This is a genomic window from Paenibacillus aquistagni (genome assembly GCF_900177815.1).
In the GTDB taxonomy this organism is placed as follows: domain Bacteria; phylum Bacillota; class Bacilli; order Paenibacillales; family Paenibacillaceae; genus Paenibacillus_B; species Paenibacillus_B aquistagni.
Genome location: NZ_FXAZ01000001.1, coordinates 1,000,152 through 1,026,028 on the forward strand (window position 1 = coordinate 1,000,152; position 25,877 = coordinate 1,026,028).

The 25,877-nt window shown below is 36.3% G+C and carries 31 protein-coding genes; all 31 read left to right on the top strand.

All coding sequences use genetic code 11. The features are described from left to right. The first annotated feature begins 56 nt into the window (after positions 1-56). On the top strand, positions 57-782 hold the full coding sequence (locus tag B9Y93_RS04580) for a hypothetical protein (RefSeq protein ID WP_085493144.1): 726 nt from the start codon (positions 57-59) through the stop codon (positions 780-782). Positions 783-1,029: 247 nt separating this feature from the next. Beyond that, the gene (locus B9Y93_RS04585) at positions 1,030-1,680 is read left to right on the top strand and encodes a hypothetical protein (protein ID WP_085493145.1); all 651 of its coding nucleotides are present in this window, start codon (positions 1,030-1,032) and stop codon (positions 1,678-1,680) included. A gap of 112 nt (positions 1,681-1,792) precedes the next feature. Further along, positions 1,793-2,302: a GNAT family N-acetyltransferase gene (locus tag B9Y93_RS04590; RefSeq protein ID WP_085493146.1), complete on the top strand. Its 510-nt coding sequence runs from the start codon at positions 1,793-1,795 to the stop codon at positions 2,300-2,302. A gap of 857 nt (positions 2,303-3,159) precedes the next feature. After that, the gene (locus tag B9Y93_RS04595; protein ID WP_085493147.1) at positions 3,160-3,675 is read left to right on the top strand and encodes a hypothetical protein; all 516 of its coding nucleotides are present in this window, start codon (positions 3,160-3,162) and stop codon (positions 3,673-3,675) included. A gap of 188 nt (positions 3,676-3,863) precedes the next feature. Next, positions 3,864-4,250: a helix-turn-helix domain-containing protein gene (locus tag B9Y93_RS04600; RefSeq protein WP_176228844.1), complete on the top strand. Its 387-nt coding sequence runs from the start codon at positions 3,864-3,866 to the stop codon at positions 4,248-4,250. Positions 4,251-4,298: 48 nt separating this feature from the next. Next, positions 4,299-4,619, top strand: a complete 321-nt coding sequence (locus B9Y93_RS04605; RefSeq protein WP_139829132.1) for a hypothetical protein — start codon at positions 4,299-4,301, stop codon at positions 4,617-4,619. Then, on the top strand, positions 4,609-4,833 hold the full coding sequence (locus B9Y93_RS04610) for a DUF4275 family protein (protein WP_240968053.1): 225 nt from the start codon (positions 4,609-4,611) through the stop codon (positions 4,831-4,833). The genes B9Y93_RS04605 and B9Y93_RS04610 overlap by 11 nt, the downstream gene beginning before the upstream one ends. 33 nt (positions 4,834-4,866) lie before the next feature. Then, positions 4,867-5,400: a P-loop nucleotide/nucleoside kinase family protein gene (locus B9Y93_RS04615; RefSeq protein ID WP_085493150.1), complete on the top strand. Its 534-nt coding sequence runs from the start codon at positions 4,867-4,869 to the stop codon at positions 5,398-5,400. A gap of 67 nt (positions 5,401-5,467) precedes the next feature. After that, positions 5,468-6,094, top strand: coding sequence for a class I SAM-dependent methyltransferase (locus B9Y93_RS04620; protein ID WP_139829133.1), 627 nt, complete (start codon positions 5,468-5,470; stop codon positions 6,092-6,094). 686 nt (positions 6,095-6,780) lie between these two features. Further along, positions 6,781-7,308 (top strand): histidine phosphatase family protein, encoded by a 528-nt coding sequence (locus tag B9Y93_RS04625; protein ID WP_085493152.1) that lies wholly within the window; start codon positions 6,781-6,783, stop codon positions 7,306-7,308. Between the two features lie 912 nt (positions 7,309-8,220). Then, on the top strand, positions 8,221-8,691 hold the full coding sequence (locus tag B9Y93_RS04630; protein WP_085493153.1) for an effector binding domain-containing protein: 471 nt from the start codon (positions 8,221-8,223) through the stop codon (positions 8,689-8,691). 92 nt (positions 8,692-8,783) lie between these two features. Next, a complete protein-coding gene (locus tag B9Y93_RS04635; protein ID WP_085493154.1) occupies positions 8,784-9,440 on the top strand; it encodes an SMI1/KNR4 family protein in 657 nt (218 codons plus the stop codon). 73 nt (positions 9,441-9,513) lie between these two features. Next, positions 9,514-10,095, top strand: coding sequence for a hypothetical protein (locus tag B9Y93_RS04640; RefSeq protein ID WP_085493155.1), 582 nt, complete (start codon positions 9,514-9,516; stop codon positions 10,093-10,095). Positions 10,096-10,318: 223 nt separating this feature from the next. Next, on the top strand, positions 10,319-11,104 hold the full coding sequence (locus B9Y93_RS04645) for a PP2C family serine/threonine-protein phosphatase (protein ID WP_176228845.1): 786 nt from the start codon (positions 10,319-10,321) through the stop codon (positions 11,102-11,104). Between the two features lie 97 nt (positions 11,105-11,201). After that, positions 11,202-11,408: a helix-turn-helix domain-containing protein gene (locus B9Y93_RS04650; RefSeq protein ID WP_085493157.1), complete on the top strand. Its 207-nt coding sequence runs from the start codon at positions 11,202-11,204 to the stop codon at positions 11,406-11,408. Between the two features lie 698 nt (positions 11,409-12,106). Continuing rightward, positions 12,107-12,961, top strand: a complete 855-nt coding sequence (locus B9Y93_RS04655; protein ID WP_085493158.1) for a tetratricopeptide repeat protein — start codon at positions 12,107-12,109, stop codon at positions 12,959-12,961. A 132-nt stretch (positions 12,962-13,093) separates the two neighbouring features. Next, positions 13,094-13,618: a DinB family protein gene (locus tag B9Y93_RS04660; RefSeq protein WP_085493159.1), complete on the top strand. Its 525-nt coding sequence runs from the start codon at positions 13,094-13,096 to the stop codon at positions 13,616-13,618. Between the two features lie 120 nt (positions 13,619-13,738). Then, on the top strand, positions 13,739-14,383 hold the full coding sequence (locus tag B9Y93_RS04665; protein WP_176228846.1) for a DUF3885 domain-containing protein: 645 nt from the start codon (positions 13,739-13,741) through the stop codon (positions 14,381-14,383). A gap of 989 nt (positions 14,384-15,372) precedes the next feature. Beyond that, positions 15,373-15,828 (top strand): DUF2569 domain-containing protein, encoded by a 456-nt coding sequence (locus tag B9Y93_RS25160; protein WP_369127929.1) that lies wholly within the window; start codon positions 15,373-15,375, stop codon positions 15,826-15,828. A 114-nt stretch (positions 15,829-15,942) separates the two neighbouring features. Then, on the top strand, positions 15,943-16,317 hold the full coding sequence (locus B9Y93_RS04680; RefSeq protein ID WP_085493163.1) for a VOC family protein: 375 nt from the start codon (positions 15,943-15,945) through the stop codon (positions 16,315-16,317). A 59-nt stretch (positions 16,318-16,376) separates the two neighbouring features. Next, complete coding sequence (locus tag B9Y93_RS04685; RefSeq protein WP_085493164.1) at positions 16,377-17,315, top strand: P-loop NTPase family protein; 939 nt, start codon at positions 16,377-16,379, stop codon at positions 17,313-17,315. Positions 17,316-17,515: 200 nt separating this feature from the next. Then, positions 17,516-18,064, top strand: coding sequence for an ATP-binding protein (locus B9Y93_RS04690; protein WP_085493165.1), 549 nt, complete (start codon positions 17,516-17,518; stop codon positions 18,062-18,064). A 60-nt stretch (positions 18,065-18,124) separates the two neighbouring features. Next, on the top strand, positions 18,125-19,171 hold the full coding sequence (locus B9Y93_RS04695; protein ID WP_085493166.1) for a S66 family peptidase: 1,047 nt from the start codon (positions 18,125-18,127) through the stop codon (positions 19,169-19,171). 269 nt (positions 19,172-19,440) lie between these two features. After that, entirely contained in the window at positions 19,441-20,145 is a 705-nt protein-coding gene (locus tag B9Y93_RS04700) for a kanamycin nucleotidyltransferase C-terminal domain-containing protein (protein ID WP_244903285.1), read from the top strand. A gap of 141 nt (positions 20,146-20,286) precedes the next feature. Continuing rightward, positions 20,287-20,721, top strand: a complete 435-nt coding sequence (locus B9Y93_RS04710; protein ID WP_085493168.1) for a hypothetical protein — start codon at positions 20,287-20,289, stop codon at positions 20,719-20,721. A 560-nt stretch (positions 20,722-21,281) separates the two neighbouring features. Next, positions 21,282-21,539, top strand: a complete 258-nt coding sequence (locus B9Y93_RS25165) for an aminoglycoside adenylyltransferase domain-containing protein (protein WP_085493170.1) — start codon at positions 21,282-21,284, stop codon at positions 21,537-21,539. A 96-nt stretch (positions 21,540-21,635) separates the two neighbouring features. Continuing rightward, positions 21,636-22,091: an NUDIX hydrolase gene (locus tag B9Y93_RS04725; RefSeq protein WP_085493171.1), complete on the top strand. Its 456-nt coding sequence runs from the start codon at positions 21,636-21,638 to the stop codon at positions 22,089-22,091. Between the two features lie 380 nt (positions 22,092-22,471). Beyond that, entirely contained in the window at positions 22,472-23,443 is a 972-nt protein-coding gene (locus B9Y93_RS04735) for a phosphotransferase family protein (RefSeq protein WP_085493173.1), read from the top strand. Positions 23,444-23,478: 35 nt separating this feature from the next. After that, positions 23,479-23,934, top strand: coding sequence for a hypothetical protein (locus tag B9Y93_RS04740; protein ID WP_085493174.1), 456 nt, complete (start codon positions 23,479-23,481; stop codon positions 23,932-23,934). A gap of 262 nt (positions 23,935-24,196) precedes the next feature. After that, the gene (locus B9Y93_RS04745) at positions 24,197-24,724 is read left to right on the top strand and encodes a CHAP domain-containing protein (protein ID WP_085493175.1); all 528 of its coding nucleotides are present in this window, start codon (positions 24,197-24,199) and stop codon (positions 24,722-24,724) included. A gap of 376 nt (positions 24,725-25,100) precedes the next feature. Beyond that, entirely contained in the window at positions 25,101-25,868 is a 768-nt protein-coding gene (locus B9Y93_RS04750; protein WP_097675926.1) for an SDR family oxidoreductase, read from the top strand. Positions 25,869-25,877 lie beyond the last annotated feature (9 nt).

A 25,877-nucleotide genomic window follows, 5' to 3' on the forward strand; every position in this document is an offset into this window, starting at 1 on the left:
GTGGGACGTCGTGAACACAACACGTTATGCGACATTCTTTTATGAGGTGAAGTAAATTGAAGAATACTATAATCCGTGATATTAGATTATTTGAAGAAAAAACTCGAAGTTCTTTTCCAAGCTATATTGGAGAGATTTATTCTATTGACAAATCAATTCATTTTCTAAGTGACAGATATTCAAGAAAACTAAGAGAATTAGAATTTGTCACTAGAGACTTTCATCATTTATATATTGTACTAACACCATTTTTGGCTGAGGGAGAGATTGAAGAATCGGCAAATAGACCTGAAAAATGGATGAAACTTTACTATATTGGAGTTTCACCTGATCTATTTAATTTAAAACCCAAAGAAGATAAAGAGAACAATATAATTGAAATTGTTACTAACGTACTAAAGTCAATCGCTATCTCAGAAGATCAACTTTGTATTGTTGATAAAGTTTTTAAGAAATTAGTAAAACTGAGAAGTAATATAGAAATCATTCATCTAACTAAGGATACTAAGAAATACACAATAATTATTAGTTATCAAATAAGACCAGAAAACAAAATATCTCGAGCATTTATTGAATGTTTGGAGAAAACAACAGGAATTAAGAGGAAATCAATTCTTATTCAACTTAAGAGTTATAAAGATATTTTTTATTTGGTATCAACTATTTCCGAATCAAATCGAATTATTATTCTAAAGCCAAGAAATTCGGAACTAGCTAATTCTCATATTAAATCTTACGAAACACCATTGAAAATAAATATTGATGAAATGCCAATTGTCTAAGTTCTTCTTTGAAGAAGAACGTCGCATAACACCATGTTCACGCATCGGGCCATTCGGCCCTCGGTCCGGCAGGAGTCCGAAGTGGATTCGGAGCAGCATTTCAGCAGCGGGGAAGTAGATTCAGCCGGACACAACCTTCCACCTAACCGCATCGCGGTCGCCCCTTCGGGGCTTAAGGTGGAAGGACGTCGTGAACAGAAGAACGTTAGACGAAATCACGAAGATTTTATAGTTAGAGAGGTAGCTTATGGATGAAATAATGTACGTTAAAATAGGAACAGCATTTAAAAGTGAGGACATGTTATCTAAATGGATTCTAGGACTTGCAATTGTACATAATGATTTGCTAACTATTAAGAAAAAGCTTCAAACTACTAGCAGAAGAAGAAATATTGATGTTCAATTTCAAGAATATCCTTCTGTGATTAGATTGCTTGCCTCCTCTCTGAGAGAAGCAATATTCTTTCTTGAAGAATCAAACAAATCTACTGATATCATAACTTATATAAATAGCTTACCTTATGAAGTTAAATTAAAATATGAAATTTTAAAATCGTTATTTAGGGATGGAAAAGATTCTGACTTGTTACAGAGATTGACGAATATTAGAAACATTACATTTCATTATTCAAAACCCAAGAGGGATGAACTAATGGTTGCTATTGAGTCACAAAAGGATAGCAGTTTTTTATTTCAAGATGACAGGGATATGTTCGTTTTTGCTGATGCGGTAAGCAATGCTTTGATGATACAAGCTTTATTTAGTAGTGAGGAAATCAATCTAGAAAATAAGGGGAATACTAAAGATATTATTTTTAAAATAAATGAATCGTTCGATACTTGCATTGAATTTTCGAAAGAAATCGTACAAATATATATTAAACAAACATGTGGGTGAATTTTATTGTCTAGGGTTCCTAAATACATCAATGTTATCTAAAATCCCCGCAGATAGACATAGACAAACATAATAAATAAAGTCTTCAAACTGGAAAGTTAGGAGAAAATAAATGCAAATAAATAACATTTCGGCATTAATTAAACTAAGACATTTATCTGCAGATGATTATAACAATGTCCTAATCTGGAGCAAGGATAACTATTTTTGTTCAGCAAATGGATGGGAGAAAAATAGAAGCCCAAATGAATTATTTAAATGGTGGCTGAATTATGTGAATAATACAACTGAAGATTTTATTCGAATGGGAATAGAATTTAATGAGAAGTTAATTGGATATGCTGATTTGGCCTGTATTAAGGATAATTCAGCAGAATTAGGTATTGCAATTGGTGAGAGTACATTGTGGGGGAAGGGACTTGGTTATCATTCAGCTATATCTATGATACAATACGCCTCAAAGAATTCAGGGATTACAGTTTTTAACGCAGAAACACACCTATCGAATATTAGATCCAGAAAAATGCTTGAGAAGATAGGATTCAAAGAAGTTAGTAGAATTGGTAGTGAAGAATACTTAGGAATAGAGAATCAACTTATACAATACAGACTAAATTTATAGATTTGAATGTGCAAACGACTAATAGATATTTTGTATGTAATTCGGGAAAGGCGGGGACTTCTTATAACATAGTATACGCTGCATTGCTAACGCTCCTTGGTCTACCCGATGAATTTTCAAGTAAGTGAAGTCAGACAGATAACCCTGCAATGCCTAACCGTGCCGCGGCTGTCGCTCCCTTAAGGCAGTGAGGGTTCGTAGATACATGACCGTTATCTGTAAGGGTTGCTATTTGAATTAAAACCATATTTAAATTAACAATACAAATCAAAGCCGTTATAAGTACGATTGTACGCAGATGTAAATAAAGGTAAAATATAACTACAATTGAATCTTGGGTGGGCATGGTTTCCCTTCGAGAGGAGGTGAAGCCATGGAAGTGAAAGACGCAATAACAATCATTTGCTCTTATAACATACATCAATAATAACAATAAGAAAAAGTAAAACCCACCCCAAGGTTGACCGCCAAAGGTGGGTTTATATCCCGAATCGACTTAGAAGGGAAAACCCATCCAAGTCAATTGTATGGACCAAGTGTTTCCCCACTTGGTCTTTCTTAAATATATATTACCATATCTGAAATGATGCATCAAAGAACTAGTTGAAAAAGAAATCATCGATAAAAATACATAGTTATCATTATGAAAGTATTTGGAAGGAGGTATCTCCATCAGATAACACAGTATTCACGCTGCGTCGCCTTCGGCTCCTTGGTCTGTAAGAGGCGATTCGGGAAAGTGGATCCAACAGACAATCCTGCGAGGCTAAGTCTTCGACCCAGTGGCTGACGCTCCTTTAAGTCTCTCGGATTCGTGGACACACTAACGTTATATGGAATTGGGGGAAGAGCAAGCAATGAAAAAAAATATAATAAAATACAAAAAATCATTGTTTATATTTATGGGGTCTCTTCTTATTTTGATATTCATTTATTATCACAAACCAATTGAAATATATCTCGATTACCCAGCGGTTATGTATAAAGAAGAAATGTATACTAATACATCTGTTGAACTGAAAATTATTATAAGAAGACAGTTGTTCTCAAAAGATAGGATTGACGGGAGTATATTAGTTGGTGATAAATCATTTTTAGTCTCAAACAATCAGATTTATCATGAAGATGACACAATACCAGTGACGGACCCGCGTTCCCTATCAGAAATATTAAGAGAAAAAATCTACGACAAGACATTAAAACTAAATCATAGAACCCCTGAACAAGTGCCATTAAGAGTAGAAATAACAAAAGATTATAAATATCTATATGGATCGTTAGCAACAGAAGAAGAAACTAAGAGTTTTATAGCCCCGGCTAAATCTAGGGAAGATGTACTATTAATAAGTAAGATACTATTTCAAGAATCTTGACAGTTCATGTGTGTATTCCAGGAAGGCCCGGCATCCAAAACATCGATCCACGCTGCAGGCCGTTCCGTTGGACCCAACACGATGCACCTTAAGCCTCTAGGGTTCATAGATCTAAAAACGTCTACTGAAATGCGACAGAACAATTTACAAAACATATAAAAGACGAATTAAACGTAGGAGAGTGAGTCATGAAGGCTACACATTTAACAAGCATTATATGTAGTTTAATAATTGGCGCTTCATTAATCATAGGTTGTTTGATAATTTCAACGCAAGATGTAACGGTAACTAAACAGAAATTAAATATTGCAGAAGGACAAGTGAACTTAATTAACTCACCTTTGCTTAACATTAAACAAGCAGCTGAGTATCTTAACCTTACAGAAGAACAAGTAACATATATTATCCAGTCGGAACAAAGTACATTAACTAAGATGGGATCATTTTCAGGTGAAATGTTTCCATATTTCAAAATCAATAACCAAATATTTATTAGCAAAACTGATTTGACAAACTGGATAAAGGATGCAACTACACAGAGAAGAGAATATACACAAGGACTCGTAGTGCATTAAAGGCGAAATACATGCAGAGAACATATATAAATCATACGGGGTGGCAAAATGTTAGTCATTCATTGGTCTCCAGTGAATAATTCAAAACACATATTAAAAAACGGAATAAGAAAAAACCAAAGAGGAGTATATTGTTTCCCCTTAACAGGACACCGTTCGTTGGATAAATGGTGGATGAAAGCATTGAAGAGATATCGAAAAGATGGCAAAAAGTACAATGGATTTATTTTTAGAGTAGAGGAAAAAGATTTACCAGCGTATTTTGGACACTATGCCGGCGCCACTACTAAAGACCAATTTGAAAAACCAATTGATACATTGAAGGTGCTAGGAGAAGAGATACGAATTGCAAGCTTGTTTGACCAATGAAAAAGCAAGAGATGCATTTAACGCATCAAATAAAAGTGAATTATATGTGATGTATCAAGACTCCCCAAATGTATTACTATACAAAAATCCTAACAGCTTAGTTGCTGAGGATTTTGATACTGAACAAGATATTTATATTTTCGACAGAAATTATACTTGGACGTACGTTCATACACATGAATCAATGTGCGGTCCGTACTATAAGGTGAAGTAAGATTTGCAAATACTATTATGAAGTTAGAGGTGCATGCATGTTTTTTTACAGATGTCAGGATTCCCAGGATCAGGGAAGTCGACATTGGCAAGACAGATTAGCCATACAACTGGAGCTGTTATCGTCGATCATGACATTTCCAAAACTGCAATATTAAAATCGTTATCATCACAAGGATGCACGTTGGAAGGTAAAGTAATAGGACAACTGTCCTACGATGTAGATTGGTCGTTGGTGGATTATTATTTATCGAATGGTTACAGTGTGATCATGGATAGTCCTTGTTTGTACAGCAATTTATTAGAAACCGGACTTGAATTAGCAAGAAAACACAAAAAGAAGTATAAGTATGTGGAATGTTATATTGACGACATTGAACTAATTCGAAACCGATTAAAAAATCGAGAAAGACTTCTGAGCCAAATCGAAGCACCGTCATCAAAAGAAGGATTTTATAGAACTGTGAAAAACAGTAAAAATCCTGAAGAAGAGAAGTATTTAGTGCTAGATTCATCGAAACCAATCGCAGAATACTTGCCAAAAGTCCTAGAATACATAAACGAATGAAAACAACCCGGGGATTGAGAATGAAGCCCCACAGGTTCGTAGATATAAGTACGTTAGGCGAAATTCATTGAGAGGCGGTTCAGGAGCGCAACAAGTAATAGCAATGGATTTCTCTATGGAGATGCTAAAGGGTGCTAAAGAATATTGCAACGATGTTGATAACATTATATTTGCTCAAGGTCATGCAGTGAATAAAAATTTGGATGAAGGAGAAATTGATGTTTTATTAGAGCGTGCATTGATTCATCATATTAGTGATTTAGAGTCATGTTTTCATGAAGCAAACAGAATACTAAAATCGAATGGAAAATTTATCATTCAAGATCGCACCCCAGAAGATTGCTCGCTACGAGGGAGTACAACTCATATTAGGGGATACTTTTTTCAAAAGTATCCAAAATTGATCGATAAAGAAGTAAAGAGAAGATATTCAAGTGAACAAGTTTTTTCAACCTTAAGGGAAACAGGACTTAATCTGATACAAGAAATAACGTATTGGGAAACCCGAAAAATTCATGAACAGATTGATCAACTTAAAATAGATTTGTTAAATAGAACCGGAAGGTCGATTCTACATGAGCTAACAGATCAAGAATTAGAAGACCTAGTGGAATTTATTGAACAAAATGTTGAAAAACTTGAGCCAATAAAAGAAGAAGACAGATGGACTATATGGATCGCAGAGAAGCAATGAACTTCACTTAACACCACATTCACCCAGATGAATCTACCGACCCAGCAAATTAGCCGCCTTAAGCCACTTGAACGGCAGGAAAGCGAGAACATTGACAGAATTCATGTTGAGTAAATTAAAACGAGAAAAATGGCGGTATTTCAAGAGGCCTCGTACTGCCTGTAACACTATATCTACGCTACGAGCCGTACGACCCTTGGTTTGCAAGAAGAGGAGAGCAGAGAAGTGGATTCGGCTCCAACTCTGCATTAACGCTATCTGAAAGGGCTGCAAAATACACTTAAATCACATATTTATTAACAGTTTCAGAGTCATAATAAGAACACTTGTACGCCAATGTAAATAAAGGTAAAATATAACTACAATTGAATCTTGGAAAGTGAAAACCCACCCAAGATTAGAAGCCGAAGAGTGGGTTGGGTTCCTGAATGACTTGAAGGGAATGTACCATCGAAACCAATTGCAGGAGCAAGTGTTAGCAGCACTTGGTTTTTATTAAATATATAATTCCATATTTAAAAATATATGTCAAAGAACATTGATAAAATAATGATTTACAACCGTGCGAGGCTTAGTCTGTCGGACTCACCAAGTTCGCGCCTTAAGCCTCGCAGGGTTCATAGATACAAGAACGTTAACTGCAATTCCTCGGAGGGCGATAGATCCAACTAGAAAGGTGGAGAACAATGACTACATTTTATCTTATTCGTCACGGAGAACCGGATTGGAAAATTAATGAGGTGTATAAACTTAAAGGACATGGTAGAGATTTAGTGCCTTTAACACCACTGGGTATTCAGCAAGTCTATAAGACATCAACAGATGTAAGACTTAAAAATGCTCAGTTAATAATTTCATCACCATATACAAGAGCGCTACAAACGGCCGCTATTTTATCAAAGCAATTAACACTTGAAATTAAAGTTGAATTTGACTTAAGAGAATGGCAACCGGATCTATCGTTTCAATATGATTCATTAGAACAATTGAAAGAATTAGGAACTGATTATGATCTAAACAACGGAGTTTATCCGGCGGGAGAGAGCCGCTTATGGGAATCCAAATCAATGATGAAGGAAAGAATAGGTGGAGTTATTGATAAATACATGGACTATGAATTTGTAATTATTTCAGGACATGGAATGGCCTTCAGAACCCAATATGAAATAGAAGAAATACCACACGCCTTCATTATTGAATATAAGAGAGAGTGAGAAATAGCAGATAACACCGTTTTCGAATGTCGTGACATTCGTCGCCTGGTCCGCCCCGAAGCCGAAGAAGCAGATTCATCACGAGGCTGATTTAGTGGCAAGATGAACCTGACGGACACATTTGCAAGGTCAAGTGGCTAGCACCACACGGTAAGCATTCACGGTAGATTCAGCTTTTCGATATTTGGAACACAAGAACGTTATTCAAATGAATCCAAGTGATATAAAAAAACAGAGGGTGATCCAGTGAAGGTTCAAGCCGTTTTTTTGATTTATTTGAAACCTTAATAACGGAATATTCACACGGAGAGAAATTATCAAACAGGAATTATGACTATTTAAATTTGCTAGGCATAACGAATGAAGAGTATAAGAGGGTGTGGAATAATCGCAAAGAGAAGTGAATGAGAGGAGAATTTGCGAACTACAGAGAGGTCATTTCAGATATATTAGCTTGTAGAGGGCTAGTAACTAACAATGATATCATAGACTATTTATATACTGAAAGAGTGAAGGGAAAACAGATATTGGGGAGAATCAAGGCTTGCCAGTTATTTTAATGGTATTGTATTTTCCTTTGAAGTAGAGTGTTGTAAACCCAATATTGAAGTATATAGTCTCGCATCACGTCGAATGAAAGTTAGACTAGAAGACTGTATTTTTGTTGGAGTGATTTCAAGAAATTAAGCAGTCCCATCGAATTGATTAAGGAAATTGAAAACATAATGGAAGGATCACAAGATGCGGATTCCATCAGATAATACCGTATCTACGCTGTGAGCTGTTCGCCCCTTGGTATTCGTGATGATAATTCAGATATGACAAGTCAAGTAGACATTCCTGCATGCAGTAACAATAAGTACTTAATACCCCAAAACCAGTATTCTAAACTCATTACATGGAGGTCTTACAATGGACTATTTAAGCGAAGTTAGAATTGAAAACTTAAATACTATGACAGTAGCAAGTGCTAGTAGAATAAGTACGAACCCTGAAGATGAATTGATCGCTTATATGACTAAGTGGGCGGAAGAATCCGGGATTAAAAATTCAAGGAGATTTGGTTCTGATTTTCCTGTAACAGAAGATGAGCAGAATAGAGGATTACGGGGATATGAGTACTGGGTTTCTGTTGACGAGAACGTTTTGCTGCCGAACGGCATGACGTTGAAGAAAGTGGAAGGATGCAAATATGCAATATTACGAATAACTGACCCGATGAATGATCCATTTGAACGAATACCAATGGGTTGGAAGAAACTTGCTGATTGGGTAAACAGTAAGGGCTTCAAAACATCGTCTGATAATGAAAGACATTGGTTTGAAGAGGTGTTGGAAATTGATAGGGTTGTATATATGGACCTCTATTTTCCAATTGAATGACTAAACATTTATACAAGACTCAGGCTTTTGAACCCAAGAACGTTAGATGAAATACCTGTATATCAAAATAATAAGTAGAGGATTGAATACAGATGTCTTTTTCATTTGAAACATTCAAAAAACGTATAGAATTAACTGGTGATCGAATAGAAGAGATCGGGGGAAAAGTTCAAGAAATAATCATTGAAGATCCTGCCACGGAGGAACAAATTTTATCGATAGAGCGCGAGTTAGGTGTACTTTTGCCTGAGAGTTTTAAAAATGTCTTGTTAAATTTCTCTGCTGCATTTAGATTCCGATGGTACTTTCCTGATGACTTTAAACTTCCTAAACAGTACCGAGAAATTTTTAGTGGAAGACCTAATTGGAATCTTAACGATCTTGTAGAGATAGATAAAGGAAGACGAGAATGGATTGAACATGTATTTCCTAATCCAGAAGACGATTACGATAAAGTATGGCATAACAAATTAGCATTTCTAGAAGTGGAGAATGGTGACTACTTCGCATTTGATCTGAGTGAAGATGGAAGACATCCGATCGTATATTTAAGTCATGATGATGGTGCGGGGCATGGATATGTAATCGCTAATAACTTCATAGAACTCATAGATAATTGGTCAAGAATATGTTTTGTTGGTTCTGAAGATTGGCAATGGATGCCGTTTGTTCAATCAAGTGAAAGTGGAATATTACCTTGTAGTGATTCGGCAATTGAATTCAGAAAATTATTAAAAATTGATATTTAATAAATGTCGAAGAAGCTATGTACTTCATCTAACACTGCTTTAAAAAAGTGTAATTGGGGGGAGGTCATTAATTATGAAGAGATTCTACTTTGGCTTACTTGTTATGGTTATTGTGTTTCTATCGGCTTGTCAATCATCAGAACAATTAGAGCCGATAAAAGAAGAAACAATTGATTTTGATAAAAAAACTGCACTAGAAATGGTTGAGAAGAAAGAAAAAATGATCATTGATATAGCATTGAGAGAGAAGGCAACAAGACTGGAGTATAAGGAAATAGAGAAATCTTTTACCAAAGAGTTTGGAGGTCATGCTAAGACTATTCTATCTATATTATTTACCAATAATATGGATTCCGATCCCGAGTCAGATATGGATGTAGCACAGCACATGTTATACCCAACTGTCTTTCATAAAGGAATAACGATAACAGATGCGGTCATTTACAAGAGTTACTTCGAGAATGAGTTTTTTAATCAAACTAGGTTATCCATTAAGGAAGAATATATTGGTGATGATGAGAAATTAAAGGATTGGAATAGAGAATACTTTTTTACTCCAAACAAAAATGGGGAGTGGGAATTAAATGGATTTTCTGGAGTGATGAATTTCTTAGGAGAAGATTATAATATGAATTATTTAGAGTTGCAAAGATAAATAGCTAATCATTGAAAATCATCTCAAGTCGATATGGATCGAGATGTGACTTCGAAGATGATAGATTGTTAAATCCAAGATTTTGTTCCATGCGTGATGAAACAAAAAAAGATTCATGTTTATTTTCTATCACCTTAGTAAAGGTATCGGTGCATTCGCCCCTCGGCCACTAGAAGTAAAGCATATGTAACTCTGGTACAGGGAAGGGATGGGGAGACATTCAATGGAGTATCGATGGATAGGTAGTGAACAACCTCATCTTGATGAATTATCCATTAAAGCAATTGGAGAAGTGCAAATAGGTGTTTTTGGTGGCAGTACAATCAGAGGTGCACGGCAAAATGAGGATGCCTTATTCGTAATACAAGATGAAAGTAGATCATGGATGTTTACTGCATTGTTAGATGCACACAATAGTTCACAAAGTGCTGAACTTGTTATTCAGTTACTCCATGACAATAAGAATGACTTGATTTCTATATGTAACTCCAATAATGCCTTTTTAGAGTTAGAACCCTATTTCCTTCACTTATTTACGAACACTGGTTTTAAAGACAAGTGTAGAAAGCTTATTGGTGAGACATCATGTTTGCTTTGCTTTCAACAAGGAGAATTTTTATGGTGGTTTTCTGTTGGCGATTGTATGGCTTTTTTATTTCATCCAGAGTTAGCGACATTTAATCAGTATGGATTAAATCAGAGGCAATTCTATGAGTGGATCGGGCAAGTCAATACTTTTGAACTATCTGTTCCCTGTTACACTGTTGGTAGAAGGCAGCTAAGACAAGGAACCAACTATATAGTGCTTCTTACAGATGGAGTTTTAGATACGAATGATGGCCTCTATACCGATTATCGCAATTTGTATAACGCCATCGTTCAAGAAGATTTGGAAACGGGAATAAGAACAATTCTAGATCATCTGTCAAGACAAGGTGCGAGGGATAGTGCAACTATAGTTTGCTGGAAGTACTCTAATAAAGAAACAGCTTTAACCCCATCTGATTAGTCTAAGAAGATTGCAAGATTACCTAACATCACAACTATGCTGCAAGCTATATGCTATGCTTTTGGTCCGAAAAGAGTAGAAAGTGGAGGAGACTGAATTGACATTTGGACAGAAGATCGAACAATTACGCAAACAGAGGGACATGACGCTGCGCAAGCTGTCGGAAAAAAGCGGAATCAGCTACTCACTTATCCAGTTCATGGTCAGTGATGTGAGGGTACCAACAAAGGAAGCGATACTTTCTTTGGCCAGAGTGCTGCAGTATGAGGATGCGGAGGAATTGCTTAGGTTAGCTGGCTATTGATGGTCATCAAGATCATATTCATTAGATAATAACCGAGGAATGGCTGGAAAACATCCAGATTCCCCGGTTTTTTTTCGTCGTGAAAGAACTTCTCACAGCTGCTTCATGTTTCTTACTTAAGGATTGAAAGTGTCGCAGTAATCGCATTGTCAAAGAAAGATCGCTGCAGACGAGATTTTACCATGACAGAAAGTCTAATTAATACTTATGGAATTTTGGATATGGTAGTTGCACTATTGAATTGAAGTTGCTGATGTTGATAAAGAATTTACACACATTTAATAAAAATGTAAACGTTATTAAGTTACCTGAAACCTACCCGTGGGGAAGACGTTCATTTTGGTTTAGTGACCCAGATGGGAACATTTTAAATTTCTATTCAAACCTATATAAAGAATCATGATGGTAATTTCGAAGATGTACTAGGAACATAACAACTATTTCTACACGGGAGGGCAAGTCCCTTGGTCTGAATGAGGACTTTCGAAGAGGTGGATTAAGCAGCCAACAATGTTATATGAACGAGATGTAATATATAGTAAAATGGTACTCATCTACTAAAATAAATTCAAAATACGTGCGGAAGCTAAGAAGCGCATATTCTAATATATCGAAGTTTTTAACAATGAAAGCATTCAAAAAGCTATGATTCAACTTGTTTAGGTATACATCAAAATGGCAGGGAAAGGGTATAGATCATGAGGGATTTCGATAAGTTATGGGACTTTAATCACCCGGATGAAACAGAACGGAAATTCAGAAACTTGCTAGTGGAGGTTCAACATCCTGCAGAGCTCGACTACAAAGCAGAGCTACTGACCCAAATCGCAAGAACACTAGGCTTGCAAAAGAAATTTGCTAAGGCTCATGAAGTATTGAATCAGGTCGAATCTGATCTAACAAATACTGTGCCAAGAACACAAATACGATATTTATTAGAGCGCGGTCGAGTGTTTAATTCTTCGGCGAGGCAAGAAGAGGCTCTACCTTTATTCGTAGAGGCTTGGAAACTTGGGTGCAGGTATGGAGAAGATGAATTGGCCGTTGATGCAGCACATATGTTAGGCATTGCAGAATCCACGCCAGAGCGACGAATGGAATGGAATATGCTGGCGCTTGAATATGCTGAGCGACATCCGAATGCTAGTCGCTGGCTCGGCTCACTCTATAACAATATTGGCTGGGCACAGGTGGAGGCGGGTAATCTAGCAGAAGCACTTGATTTGTTTGAACGTGCTCTACAGTTCAGACAGGGACAAGGAAATGCCAATCTGATCTTTATCGCTAAATGGAGTGTAGCGAAGGTGCTGCGTCTTATGGATCAGACATCGAAGGCATTAGAGCTGCAGTTGGAATTGTTGAAAGAAATCGAGCGAGGTGCTGAGTCCGATGGATATGTGTATGAGGAGATAGCTGAATGCCTGTATACCTTGGATAGAAGAATGGAGGCAAGTTCCTACTTCAGTAAGGCCTATGAGTTACTCTCTCATGATCATTGGTTGACAAATAATGAGCCTGATCGTATAGCTAGATTGAAAGATCTATCTACGTAGCTGAATGGATGAAAAGTAGTCTGTTACTAGAAACGACTGATGCAGTTAGAAGATGCACTCTAATCGCTGCGGGGGAAAGTCCCATGTTTTTCCTATATAATAGAATGTATTAACTTAACAAGGGTGAGTCTAATGCTATTCGATTTAAAAGGTGAAGAAACGATGTCACTTATTGTGGGAATGTTATATTCTGCTGTAAGGGAAAACAGCCAACGTCTACATTTCATAACAAACGGCATGTCACAAGATGAAGTCGATTATAAGGGGCCAAATAACCGTTTTAATAGTACAGCTCAACTAATCAAACACATCTCGTATGTTGATTTGAATTGGGTGTACAGATTAAAGGGACAAATTCTGCCCCAAACTCTAAAAGAAAAATTCGGTCCAATGATAGATGAACAAGATAGGCTTCCGATGGCCAAAGGTATTTCTTTGGAAATGCTTATATCAAATTATGAAATAGTGTTAGGTATGTTAAAGGATTCGTGTGCTCAATTGACAGATGAAGATCTAGATAGAATCGTTACATTCGGACATGATAATGAAAAACAGGCAACAATACGATGGGGGCTATGGCATATGGCAGACCATAGTCGTTATCATCAAGCTCATATTAATCTACTCAGAAAGTGGTATAAAGAGGAGAGATTTTGATCTAGGAGGCTGTATCCGTCGGGCCCAGAGCAATTTACCTTAAGTCAGTGAGATGACGTAAATGCAGAGACGTTAGATGCAATGGCTGAAAGACCAATAAAAAAGAGCGGAGAAACGATAATGGATTTGAAGAAGTACTTACAAAAACACTTTCATCAATTAAATTTAAGACCACCTCTTTTTTATGGTTGGAATGCTTCACTAAGATTTGAGCTTGGGGATCCTACAATCTATAGATTAAATCAAGAACAATATATGCAACGTGTTTATCATCGATCACTTGAATTGTTTAAGGCTCTTCATGATAGGGAAGATGAAGTCATATTAATTACACATGCTTATTTTGCAGATAAACCTAAAAACAATGTTAAAAAACTAAATTTATATAGAAAATATATCAAGAAGAAAGAGTCGATCAAAGATTTAAGACTTGAGGTAATTGCTGATATTAATTGCGATCTAGATGAAATTCCTGACCCAAGGAACAACATATATAGGTACTGGACTAAATGTACAGTCGAAGACTTAAGATATAGCCAGTTGATCAGAGCTATTTGTAATCATGATGTTGGCATTAAGCCAATGATCTATCACAGAGTGTACTTTATCAATATAAACAAGAATACAATATTTCATATATATGATGATAGAGGTTGTGATGTCATCGCATCTTCAAAAGAAGAATTAATGTGGATTTATAAAGAGTTTAATGATTGGATACTGGATTATGATAGAGAAAGAATAAACAAAGTATTCCTAGGGTAATAAAAGAGATTTTTGATAAGGTGGTATATAATTTCACATTTACGTATTTTCAACAATCCTGCAAGGCTACGTCTTTGACCATACGCTGACGCTCATATAAGCCTCTCATCAATCGTGAATACATAGAACGTTATATGCCATCAGGCTGCAGATGAAGGATCTTAAAAAAGGAGAATTAAATGATAAAAATACTAGAAGAACCAATAGGAGTTACATATCAACAATTAGTATCTTTGGCATTTAATATTTGTGATGAACTTATATTAGTCAAAAGAGATTAGAAAACAAGAAGAATGGCCAGAAACACAATTGTTTGGGAACTACGCAAACGTTTACTATTTTGATTGCGGCATAATGATATATTAGCGGCTTAGGGGGGTTATGAAAACAAAGATATTTCTCCTTATAAATTTAGCATTAATATTTTCAAGATTCATGTTTGGAAATTTAATGACGACTACGCCAGGACGTAGTTCAGGCAATGGCAATCCAACTATTTTATTAGTACCCCCATTACTTATTTGTTTTATCATTTTGGTCATACAATGGATATCCTTATTCAAAGGGAAAAGATACAATATTCGAACCATAACAAGCATATTGCTATTCATTTTGGTTCATTTTATTTGTGGAGTATATTATCAAATGTTAAGTTTCAGCAAGTATCGAGCCTACCTCGCAGAAGTATATGCAAATCAATTTGGCAGCGTAGATTGGCAGTATATAAATAGTATAACTACATGCTTTTCCATACATATGAACAATCAGTTTTTTAATTGGAATACCTATCTTTTGTTTGTGAGCTTATCTATATTGATATGGCTGCTGAGTTATATGATTAAGGAATCAGTAAGGTCAACGCAATCATAAAAATAGGTTGTGGCAGAACCGAGAATGTAGTTGTATTAGAATAACTAATAAATGAAAAGGAAGTAAAACATTTGAAAACAACCATAAATGAAATCAGAAATGATAATTTAAGACTTGGAGTGTCGGGTTTAGGGGGATGGTTAATATTAATTCAAATAGGCCTGTATTTAACACTTATCGGATTAATCATTCTCATAAGGGATAGTTTCTACAATTATTCAGATGAAATCTGGCAGTTATTGTCCACAGAAGGAACAATCTATTACCATCCATTATGGAGGCCAATTTTTATTTTTGAATCAATTTATAACATTTTGTTTTTTATTTTTACTATCACTATCCTAGTTCAATTTTATAGAAAGAAATCCATTGTTCCACGATTAATGATCATATTTTATTCGCTAAGTCTACTTATTGGTATATTCGACTACATCATGATGCAGCAAATTCCTCTTGCTAGGGAACTAGAAGCTGCAAGCTCGATAAGAGATTTAATTAAATCAACTGTTACCTGTCTAATATGGATCCCGTATTTTCTAAAATCAGAACGAGTAATGAATACTTTTGTTAGATAATTCAAGAAGGCATCAAATCTCTTATTACTATATAGATCTATAAGTTCAATGAGCTGTAAAGAGAGCAAATATGAGATTAAAGATAGTAATGCTTTATTCTGAGGGGGCTAAACGATGTTGGTACCACAGCTTTATTTGAACGGCAGCTGCTCTGAAGCTATCGAGCTTTATAAGAAGGCCTTCGGATCTGAAGTAGACAATATTATGTATGACCCTGAACAAGAGTCCGGAAAATTTGTCATTCACGCGGAAATGCACATTTTGGGCACTAGATTAATGTTAAGTGATCATGGTGGAACTTTAGAGTCTTCAGCTGATTCAACAATGGAAATAGTCGCACAATTTAGTAACGAGCAATCATTAAGAGCGGCTTACCAAATAATAAAAGTAGAAAGCAAAACGATAACTCCAATAGGGTCAATATTTTTTAGTCCATGTTTCGTATCATTTATTGATAAGTTCGGCGTAAGATGGTGCTTTATGGTGTAAGCGTAGATACAAAAACGTTAGCTGGAATTTGGTTTGTTGGATAGATGGAGGAAAACGCTGTGAAAAAATTAATATTTGTAGAAGGAATTCCTGGCTCAGGAAAATCTACTTTTGCTAGATTTTTAGCCAACCAGTTTGAAAGAAATGGTTACACTTGTGACTTATTCTTCGAAACCACCTATAATCATCCAGTCATCTTTTCTGAGTCATTTGATGATTATAATAGGTTTATAGAATCATATATGGAGCGATGGAAGGTGTTCCTCGTCAATCAAAGCGAGAGTGATGTTGTTGTGATGGAATCAGCAATATTCCAAAGCCCTATTGTTCATCTATTGCATAAAGATGTAGACAGAAACATCATCCAATCTGTGATTGTCAAAGTAAGCAGGATGCTTGAACAAGTGAATGAATGTAAGTTGATCTATTTTTATCAAGAAGATGCTGCTGCTGCGATCCAAAATATGATTGAAATTAGGGGGAGAGAAGAATTTTTATTGCGAAAGCATAACGAACATAAACATGAAAAGTACTTTGCTAATCGGATGGAACAGGGACCAGAATCACATGTAACGTTCTTTCTTGAATATGCTGCTATCGCTAACCAATTTGTGAAAGAAGTTTCAATCGAAACCGTAATCATTGAGAACTCCTCACGGAATTATTCATTATATGAACAGCAGCTGCTGAACGAATTCGTCTTAACATATTTCCCTGATCCCCATGTTGAAATGTCTGTACTGAAGGGCTATACAGGTATATATCATAATCAAGACTTGAACTTCAATCTAATTGTTGAATTGAAAGATAACCATTTATATATTTTCGGCAATAAGAAACTGAAGGCCAAAAGTAGAAATCAATTCTACCTTGATGATATGAGTGTAACAGCTAATTTTATTTGTGATAACAATAACGTTAATCGTGTAGTTATAACGGAAAAGGATTTATATGCAAACAGAAATGATAACGGAACTGCTTTTGTAAGAATTTCATAGATGAACGTACTTCAGCTAAGGTTATATCCACACATCTTAGATTTGCAGTTTCTCGGACCGCCATAGGGGATCGACAGTGGATTCAGGCGGACACATCACCATTTCTGACCCTGAGGGATATTTAAGTCGGTGCAGACCTCGTTAATAACGGTAATGTTGGCTGAAAGATCGGAAATAAGCTTAAAAAGGAGAGGATCTTTATGGCTCGCCTGGTAGTCATGACGGTTGGAAAAACCCATAGCGGCAAAACAACTTTTGCCAAAGAATTAGACTCTGTTCTACAAGAAGCTATTGTCATCGATCAAGATAACCATGCTGAATTTATTCATGAGCATTACATGAAACTTTGTCCTATAGAAGGCCCGAACACCTTTAAAATCTCTGTGACTAACGCAATTGTTAACTATGCTATGGAGCAAAGCAATTACCATATTATCTTATGTAACTCTAATTTGAATAAATTAGGAAGAGCGAATGTTCTACAGAGTTTTCATAATCAAGGATTTACAAGTATAATTGTCTATTTTGAGTTACCTACTGATTTGCTGAAAGAGCGTGTTATACGAACCAATAGAAGAAAAACGATATTTAGGAGTGCATCTAGCTTTTTGGAAGTATTGGAGAGACAAGATAAATCGTCAGACATAGAACCTAGTAAAGATGAAGCAAATTATATATTTGTCATAAATGATCCGAATGATACAGCGGGAATTATTCAAAACATTATAGCCATCAGCGATGTTAGATGATTGATAAAAGCAGATCCCTTCAGATAACATAAAGGACAGCATGTAAGGAGAGAGACAAAAGTGATTAAACCGATAAGTCTTATGCCTGGATCAAAGATTGCCATTATTTCACCTTCAAGCGGCTTGCCTTATTTGTTTCCAGAGATCTATGAACTTGGGTTGAAGAATCTGAGCGAAGTTCTAGGCTTTGAAATTGTTGAAATGCCAACTTCGAGAATGTCCTCTGATGAGTTGTATAATAATCCGCAGCTTCGTGCCAGTGATATCAATGACTGCTTCAAAGATGAGAGCATTAAAGGCATGATTACATCAATAGGTGGGTATGAATCTATAAGGATTCTACCCTATCTGGATACTGAGGCAATCCTTAATCATCCAAAGTTTATTATGGGTTTTTCGGATGCGACTACCTTTTTAAGCTACTTGAACCAATTGGGACTTGTGACATTTTATGGTCCTTCAGTAATGGCTGGTCTTGCTCAAATTAGAAGTCTACCTTACGAATTTACTGAACATCTAAAATCAATGTTACTTTCAAACCAATCTCCTTATAGATATTTTCCATATGACAAATGGACTAATGGATATAAAGATTGGAGTGATAGGGAAACCCTTGGTGAATGTCAGGAATTTCATGAGAATAAAAAGGGATGGGCATTTTTGCAAGGGGCTTCAGTTGTCCAAGGTTATTTGTGGGGAGGATGCATAGAAGTATTGGAGTTTATGAAATCCACCGTGTACTGGCCAAGTGAAGCTTTTTGGAAAGATAGAATTCTGTTTTTCGAAACATCTGAAGAAAAGCCTTCACCCATGGAGGTTGGAAGTATGCTTCGAAATTACGGAATGCAGGGAATCTTCTCACAAATAAATGGAATCATTTTGGGAAGAGCTAAAGATTACTCAGACGAAGAAAAACTAAATCTTAATGAGATCGTATTGAGCGTTGTAAAAGATGAATTTAGTGCTGATCATGTACCCATCATCGTTGATTTTGATTTTGGACATACAGATCCTAAATTAATATTGCCCTTAGGGGGAAAGGTAGAATTAAATCCTGAAACTAAAGAAATCACCTTAATGGATAACCCCTTCGAGGCACTTCAATAATAATCACCAAGAGTAAACGAAGACCCACTCAAATACTTTCCTTTAAGAGAACCCATTAAAGAATTGAATGCAATGACCTATAAGATCTTAAAAAAGTCAGGATATATTCATTGGTAGTTATTCGAAATAGTCTGTGACGTCATTTCACTCATTACTCACATGGGGATGGAAAGCCTAGAATTCCAAGCTTACAGGAGTAACTACATGTTACCTTATCCAGCTTCAACAAGCCGAACAGATAAGCTAGATTTTATGGATAGAATCAAAAAATGCTGTTAAACAAGTATGAAGAAAATATTGAGGCAATCGGTGTTTACGGTTCTATAGCTCAAGAAAAGGATGGACCTTATTCTGATATAGAGTTACATGTAATTAGTAGGGATGGTTTGGACATTCCTGGTTATGAATTGATTCATCATCCATTTAAAATAGAAATTTCTGCTATGCAGAAATCAGATTGGCTTGAAAAAGCAAGTAGGGTTGATGATTCTTGGGCCATTAAAGTGGGGAGTTTCCTGCACATTACTTCGTTGTTTGATCCCAATCATTTATTTGAGAAGGCAAAAAGTACGGCACTCTCAGTATCTGATGAAGCTATTCAAAATGCAATAAGAGAATTCATGATCTGGGAACCCTATGAAACGATGGGCAAAATTCGGAATAGCTATAGGACTAATAACCTTTCTTATCTACCTCGAGCTGTATTTGATTTCACATGGCAAGTTGCTAAATTGATTGGTTTGTTCAATAAACAATACTATAGCACTAGAGCCTTGACTCTTGAGGAGTCCATAGCTAAATCAATTAAGCCAGAAGGATATTCAGAATTAGCGGAAAAAGTGATATGTGGAGAGCTATCTGATAAGGAAGAGCTGTATCGGCTTTGTGAAAACTTATGGACAGGTTTAAATGAGTTACTTGAAGAGTTGGGCATCGATTATCGAAGTAACAATGTCTTCAAATGTTATTGTTAACTGGCTGTAATGCTAATGTAGAACAACTCAGACAAACTAATAAGGAGCTTATTAAAGAAGTAGCGGTGCTGAAAAATCAACTACAGGAGAGCGAAATAAAGTTAAATAATGTGTTGAAAGCAAAAGAGTTACAAACGAAGGGTGAAGTTACAAGCGATTTTAATATTTTCAATTGAAGGTCAATTTATCAAAGGTGATCTATACATACCTAATACCTTAAGCCTTAAAGATATTAGAGATACTTTTGGTGAGCCAATTGAAATAAAGGAATCTGTAGGTTCTCATGGTAGTTATAAAGAGTCAATACTAACATATAAGAATGCATCATTTACATTTGAGAGCATTGAAGACGTGGACCACATCAAATGGTATACAATAAAGGAACCTAATATTTTCACAATACGAGGGGTTTCTGTAGGTTCAACAGCGAGTGAAGTTATACAAGCTTATGACAAAGGATTTTATAATTTTCATGTTTCAGATGATATGATTTTCTTTGGCGAGAAGACAGGAATGTCTTTTAAGTTGAATAAGGGAATAGTAATCGAAATAAAAGTATGGTTTATGTATGAGTGATCACATTAAACCATAAGGAGACATTGTATTTGATATATCATTTCCAAGACGAAAAGATTAATCGGACCCTTTCTTTATTTTTAAAGGACATACAATATGTACTACGTGACAAACTAACAAGTGTTTATATTTATGGGTCAGCACTACATAATGATTTGTGTCCAGGGTATGGAGATTTGGATTTCTTGGTAATAGTCAACAGTAACCTGACTAGTAATGAAATTGAGAGATTAAACATGAAGAGAAGCACGTATAGAATGGAGTGTACAGATCTCTATTCACACATGTTAGAAGGCGCATTTTTACCGTTGACGTTAATTCAGAGTGAAGCAGGTCAAGCATTATGGTGGGGAACGAAAGGCGAGAATATCTGGTCGAAAAATCAGCTTGATTTATTTACTATGTATACGATCAAGAATCAAGGACTATTGTTGTATGGGGAATCGCAAAATCACATCATGCCAGCAATACAGAAAGAGGAGATAAGACGATATCTTCTGGATTTTTCAATCTGCATGAGAGAACATGGTAAGGGAGGGAGTTTGCATTCCATTGATTAGTTGTTATTAACGGCTAAGTTCATTGGCTGGTTAAGTGAAGGAGTCATTTTTTCAAAGAGTCAAGCTGCCGAATGGGGACTAATGAAATTAAAAAGCAATTGGAAGGAACATTTGCAGAACGCTAAGGAACTTAGGAAGAATCCGGTGAAAGCTAAGTTGCCGGAATATTCTGAATGGATCAATAACTTTGATTCAATAATCATTGAAGCTTCAAACGATCTTTATATGCAACTTAATGAAAGCGAAAGCATTTTATAAGTTAAGAGCTATATAAGGAAATTGAATATTGTTAATATATAAATGTTAAGTAAGATAGCGGTAATTGCAAATAACAAAAGAACAGGTGATACGCATATGGCTAGAGCACCATATCAAGTATTGATCATTCCTTACATTAGAAAAGAAGATCATAAGATTATGTTTGCTTTGTTTAGAAGGTCTCAAGAAGGATACTGGCAAGGAATTGCTGGAGGAGGAGAAGAGGGGGAATCAATCATAGAGACTGCGAAGCGAGAAGCATTTGAAGAAGCAGGAATCCAACAAGATCAGAAATATATACAGCTTGATTCTTGTTCAGGGCTATCTGTAGTTAGTGTGGTTGGTGAGTTTATGTGGGGCTGCGATAAATATATTATCCCGGAACACTGCTTCGGAGTAGAAGTAGATAATCAAGATCTACTAATATCAAGTGAACATAAAGAATATAAATGGGTTTGTTATGAGGAAGCGATTGAAATGCTCAAATGGGATAGCAATAAGACAGCAATTTGGGAACTAAATCAAAGGCTTTTAAGAGAAAATCTAAAGTAGACGACCGACTACTCTGATATGAAATGATGAGCTTTGAAGTACGGACGAAAGCAGGTGTAGAATGAAGGGTTCTTTGAGAACGATGCTCTTGGGGATAGCTTTAATGATATTTGGGGTGTACATACAAGGTGAACCGGTCATCAAATGGTATGGCAATGAATTTGTTCTTGTTTTGTTTGGATTTCTCATCTGTTTGGCAGGGTTCTTTCTAGATAACAGTAAAAAAGACACTAATGGTAAGTAAAAAGAACATCGTTTATCCGAAGTGGAAGGATATCATCATATAACAATGCATTCGCGCTGTGTGCCGGCAAGTCATCTCTCGATCGCCAGAGGGCAATTGTGGAAGAAGATTCAGGCGATAAAAGGAGATATACAGGATGAAAGAATCTTGGGAACGAACAAGTAAGAATATTAATATGAATAACGAAACAATAAGTATATTGATTGACAAAGTATTCAGAGGCAAACGGCTCATAAAAGCTGAAAGAACGGAAACAGGTCTGAGCAGTGGTACCTATAAAGTCCTGATTGAAGGAATAAATACTCCATACCTCTTAAGAATATCAACTGGTGATATAAATGTAGCAGCAAAAGAAGAAGCAATTGCTAAGAAGTTGAAAGGCATTGTGCCTGTAGCAGATTATCTGTATCTTGATACAAGCCGGAATTTGATAGAATATGACTGGGCAATACTAGAGTGGAAAGAGGGAATATTACTGCGCGATATTTTGCAAAATGGAGAAAAGCTTGAGGTAGCAAAAGCGGCAGAATCTATTGGCAATATATTAGCTTGCATACATAGTCATACTTTTGACTGCCCGGGCTTTCTAGCAGGGGATCTTACTATCTCCAATCCATTTAACATGGGGGGCGATGAATTTTACACTTTTATTTTAGAAACTCTGGATAATGGCGCAGCCGGTCATTGGCTGGGAGCGGAGACGAAGGAAAGGGTTCGATCATTCTGTGCGTCACATCGTTCGTTATTGTCTGAAATTCATGAACCGCCGGTCCTCGTTCATTCGGATTTCAATGGCCTAAATATATTATTGGCTGATGGTCAAAATGGCATTGAAGTGTCAGCGGTATTGGACTGGGAGTTTGCCTTTTCAGGTAGGCGTTATGTTGATATTGGAAATATGCTTCGGTATGAAAAAGGGAATTCTTTGTTCGAGCAGCTTTTTATACAAGCTTATTTGGATTCTGGGGGATTCTTGAACGAGAATTGGGTCCAGTTATCTCAATTGGAAGATTTAATTGCTTTGTGTGATTTATTGAATCGTTCAACTTCAGACATGCCTAATCGGATCTCAGATTTAAGACGACTAATCATTCAGACGGTACAATAAGCCAATGTGTTGCAAGTTTAGGAGAAGGTATACATATGAATAATGTTGATGAATACAAAGTGGAAATCACAACAGGGCAATATGTGACGGCTCCTTTGGAGCAGCAATTAATGATAAGACATTTATTAGGTGAAAATGTAGAATGCCATTTTGAAATCTATTTTCATTGGTATAATATGATTCATGAATTAGGGCATGCCATTTTTGAATACAATTGTCCTAACCGTCCTCATCCCGCAGACGAAGAACAATTGGTCAATCAGTTTGCGATCGCATATTGGCGGCACTATGGAGAGATCGAAAAACTTGAATCGCTATGTTCAATTGTCCACGATTCACTCCGTAAGTTCGTTGTACCAACAGACAATGCTAAAGATCATCTTAGCTATGCAAAAGAACACTGGGGCACTGAAGAATTATACGACTTTATAACTATGGGTGGTTTCAGTTTAGTTGTGTCGAACATTCTATCTCTCAACACCTATCATTAGAACAAGCATTAAGTGATATGGGGCTGACACAGGTACAAAGGCAGCAAAGGGTGTTGTTCCAATATAATGTAGATGAAATGATGCCGTATAAAGTTATTGAGGATGCAAAAAAAGCATTATGCTGTTGGGGAATTAAGCTGCCGACAGAGATAGATGTTGTTTTATCAGATGATCCCAATCGCCATATGTGTCAGAGTATACGCATATGTGAGAGTTAAACAAAGTTAACATCTTTCGATAAACGAACTCAAGGCGGTGAACCATGAGTAGAAGAAGTAAAATGGCGAGTGCTGCCAAAGAATGGGCTTCTAAGCCGTTAATCGGCAATGAAAACAAATGCGGACCTGATTTGGAACCTATTCTTTGTTACTTCCCCAGAGAAGATAAAAGTGTAGGATTTGATTGGTGTGCGGCTTTTGTATATCACTGTTGCATTGAAGCTGGATTGAATCTGCCAGTGCGATATCCTGCACCTGTGTCACGAAATTTTGCTTGGGTAGAAGCTTGGATAGAATGGGGACAATTATATGGCTTTTATCATCATAAGAGCGACCTTACATTTACCCCCGATCAAGGAGATCTAATCATATTTGATAATCTTGTAGGGAATGGACTGAATGATCATATCGGAGTGGTATTAGCAATAGATCAGGACAAGATCATTACAGCAGAAGGGAATTATAATAATCTATCGGGAATATTCCAAAGAGCTCCTGAGCAAGTAAATGGATATATAAGAATAGACGATACGTACCAAGTGAGGAGCAATTCATTAATAATTAAAGAATAAGGAGATGAACGATATTGGATATGTCTGTGTTTTCCGTTCTGTTAATCCTGCTATTTTTGCCGGTAATTGGTCTTGGAATCTTCTGTTTGATTCTTTTTATAAAACTGGCGCTTCGTGGTATTAAAGTACTGGATATTTACATTAATGAGAAAACAAATACATACTAGAATCATGTCGCTGATACCATCTATAGGTCTATTATTAAGAGATAATATCATTGGGTGATGAAAGTGAATATATTCATTCTTACTAAAGTAACTGCATACATTACTCGGGATAAAGATGGAACAAGACAAATACTTGTGTTTGAAGAAAAAGGCTTCGAGCATCTTGGCTTTCAAAAAGGAAGTTTGATAAAGAGAAATAGGAGTAATTCATGGAAAATCTAAATAAGAGAATTGCCATAATTACAGGTGTTAGTCATAGTCGTGGAATCGGAGCTGCAATTTGCAGGAGATTAGCTCAAGAGGGTGTAGATATCTTTTTTACATACTGGAATGCTGATACGAATTGGGATCTTCATTTTAAGAAAGAGCTGAAGAACTACAACATTAGATGTCATAGTATTGAAGCGGACCTTTCAGATCCAACGTCTGTCAATGTTATCTTTGATCAAGTTGCCAGCCAATTAGGCATCCCCACAATACTAGTTAATAATGCAGCTGTTTCTACCCAAGATGGGTATTTGAACTTGAATGCTAAAACACTGGACAATCATTATGCAGTCAACGTCAGAGCAGCATGCTTATTGTCAGTAGAATTTGCGCGGAGGTTCAAGGAGGCTCAACTGGTTAGAGGAAGCATTATAAACATGACCTCTGGACAAGCCCAAGGTCCAATGCCATGCGAATTAGCTTATGCTGCAAGTAAAGGAGCTATTTCAGCATTCACATTATCATTATCAGCAGAATTGGCACCACTAGGTATTGCCGTAAATGCTTTGAATCCCGGTCCAACAGATACAGGGTGGATGACGCCAGAAATCAAGCAGGCACTAACTCCAAAATTCTTATCAGGAAGAGTAGGAGAGCCTGAGGATGCGGCGAACATTGTAGCATTTCTGACAAGTGAAGAAGCGAAATGGATAACAGGTCAAGTTATAAACGCGAAACGCGGAAGGCGGATTTCTAAGAGGTTAGTGTGAAGTAGAAAA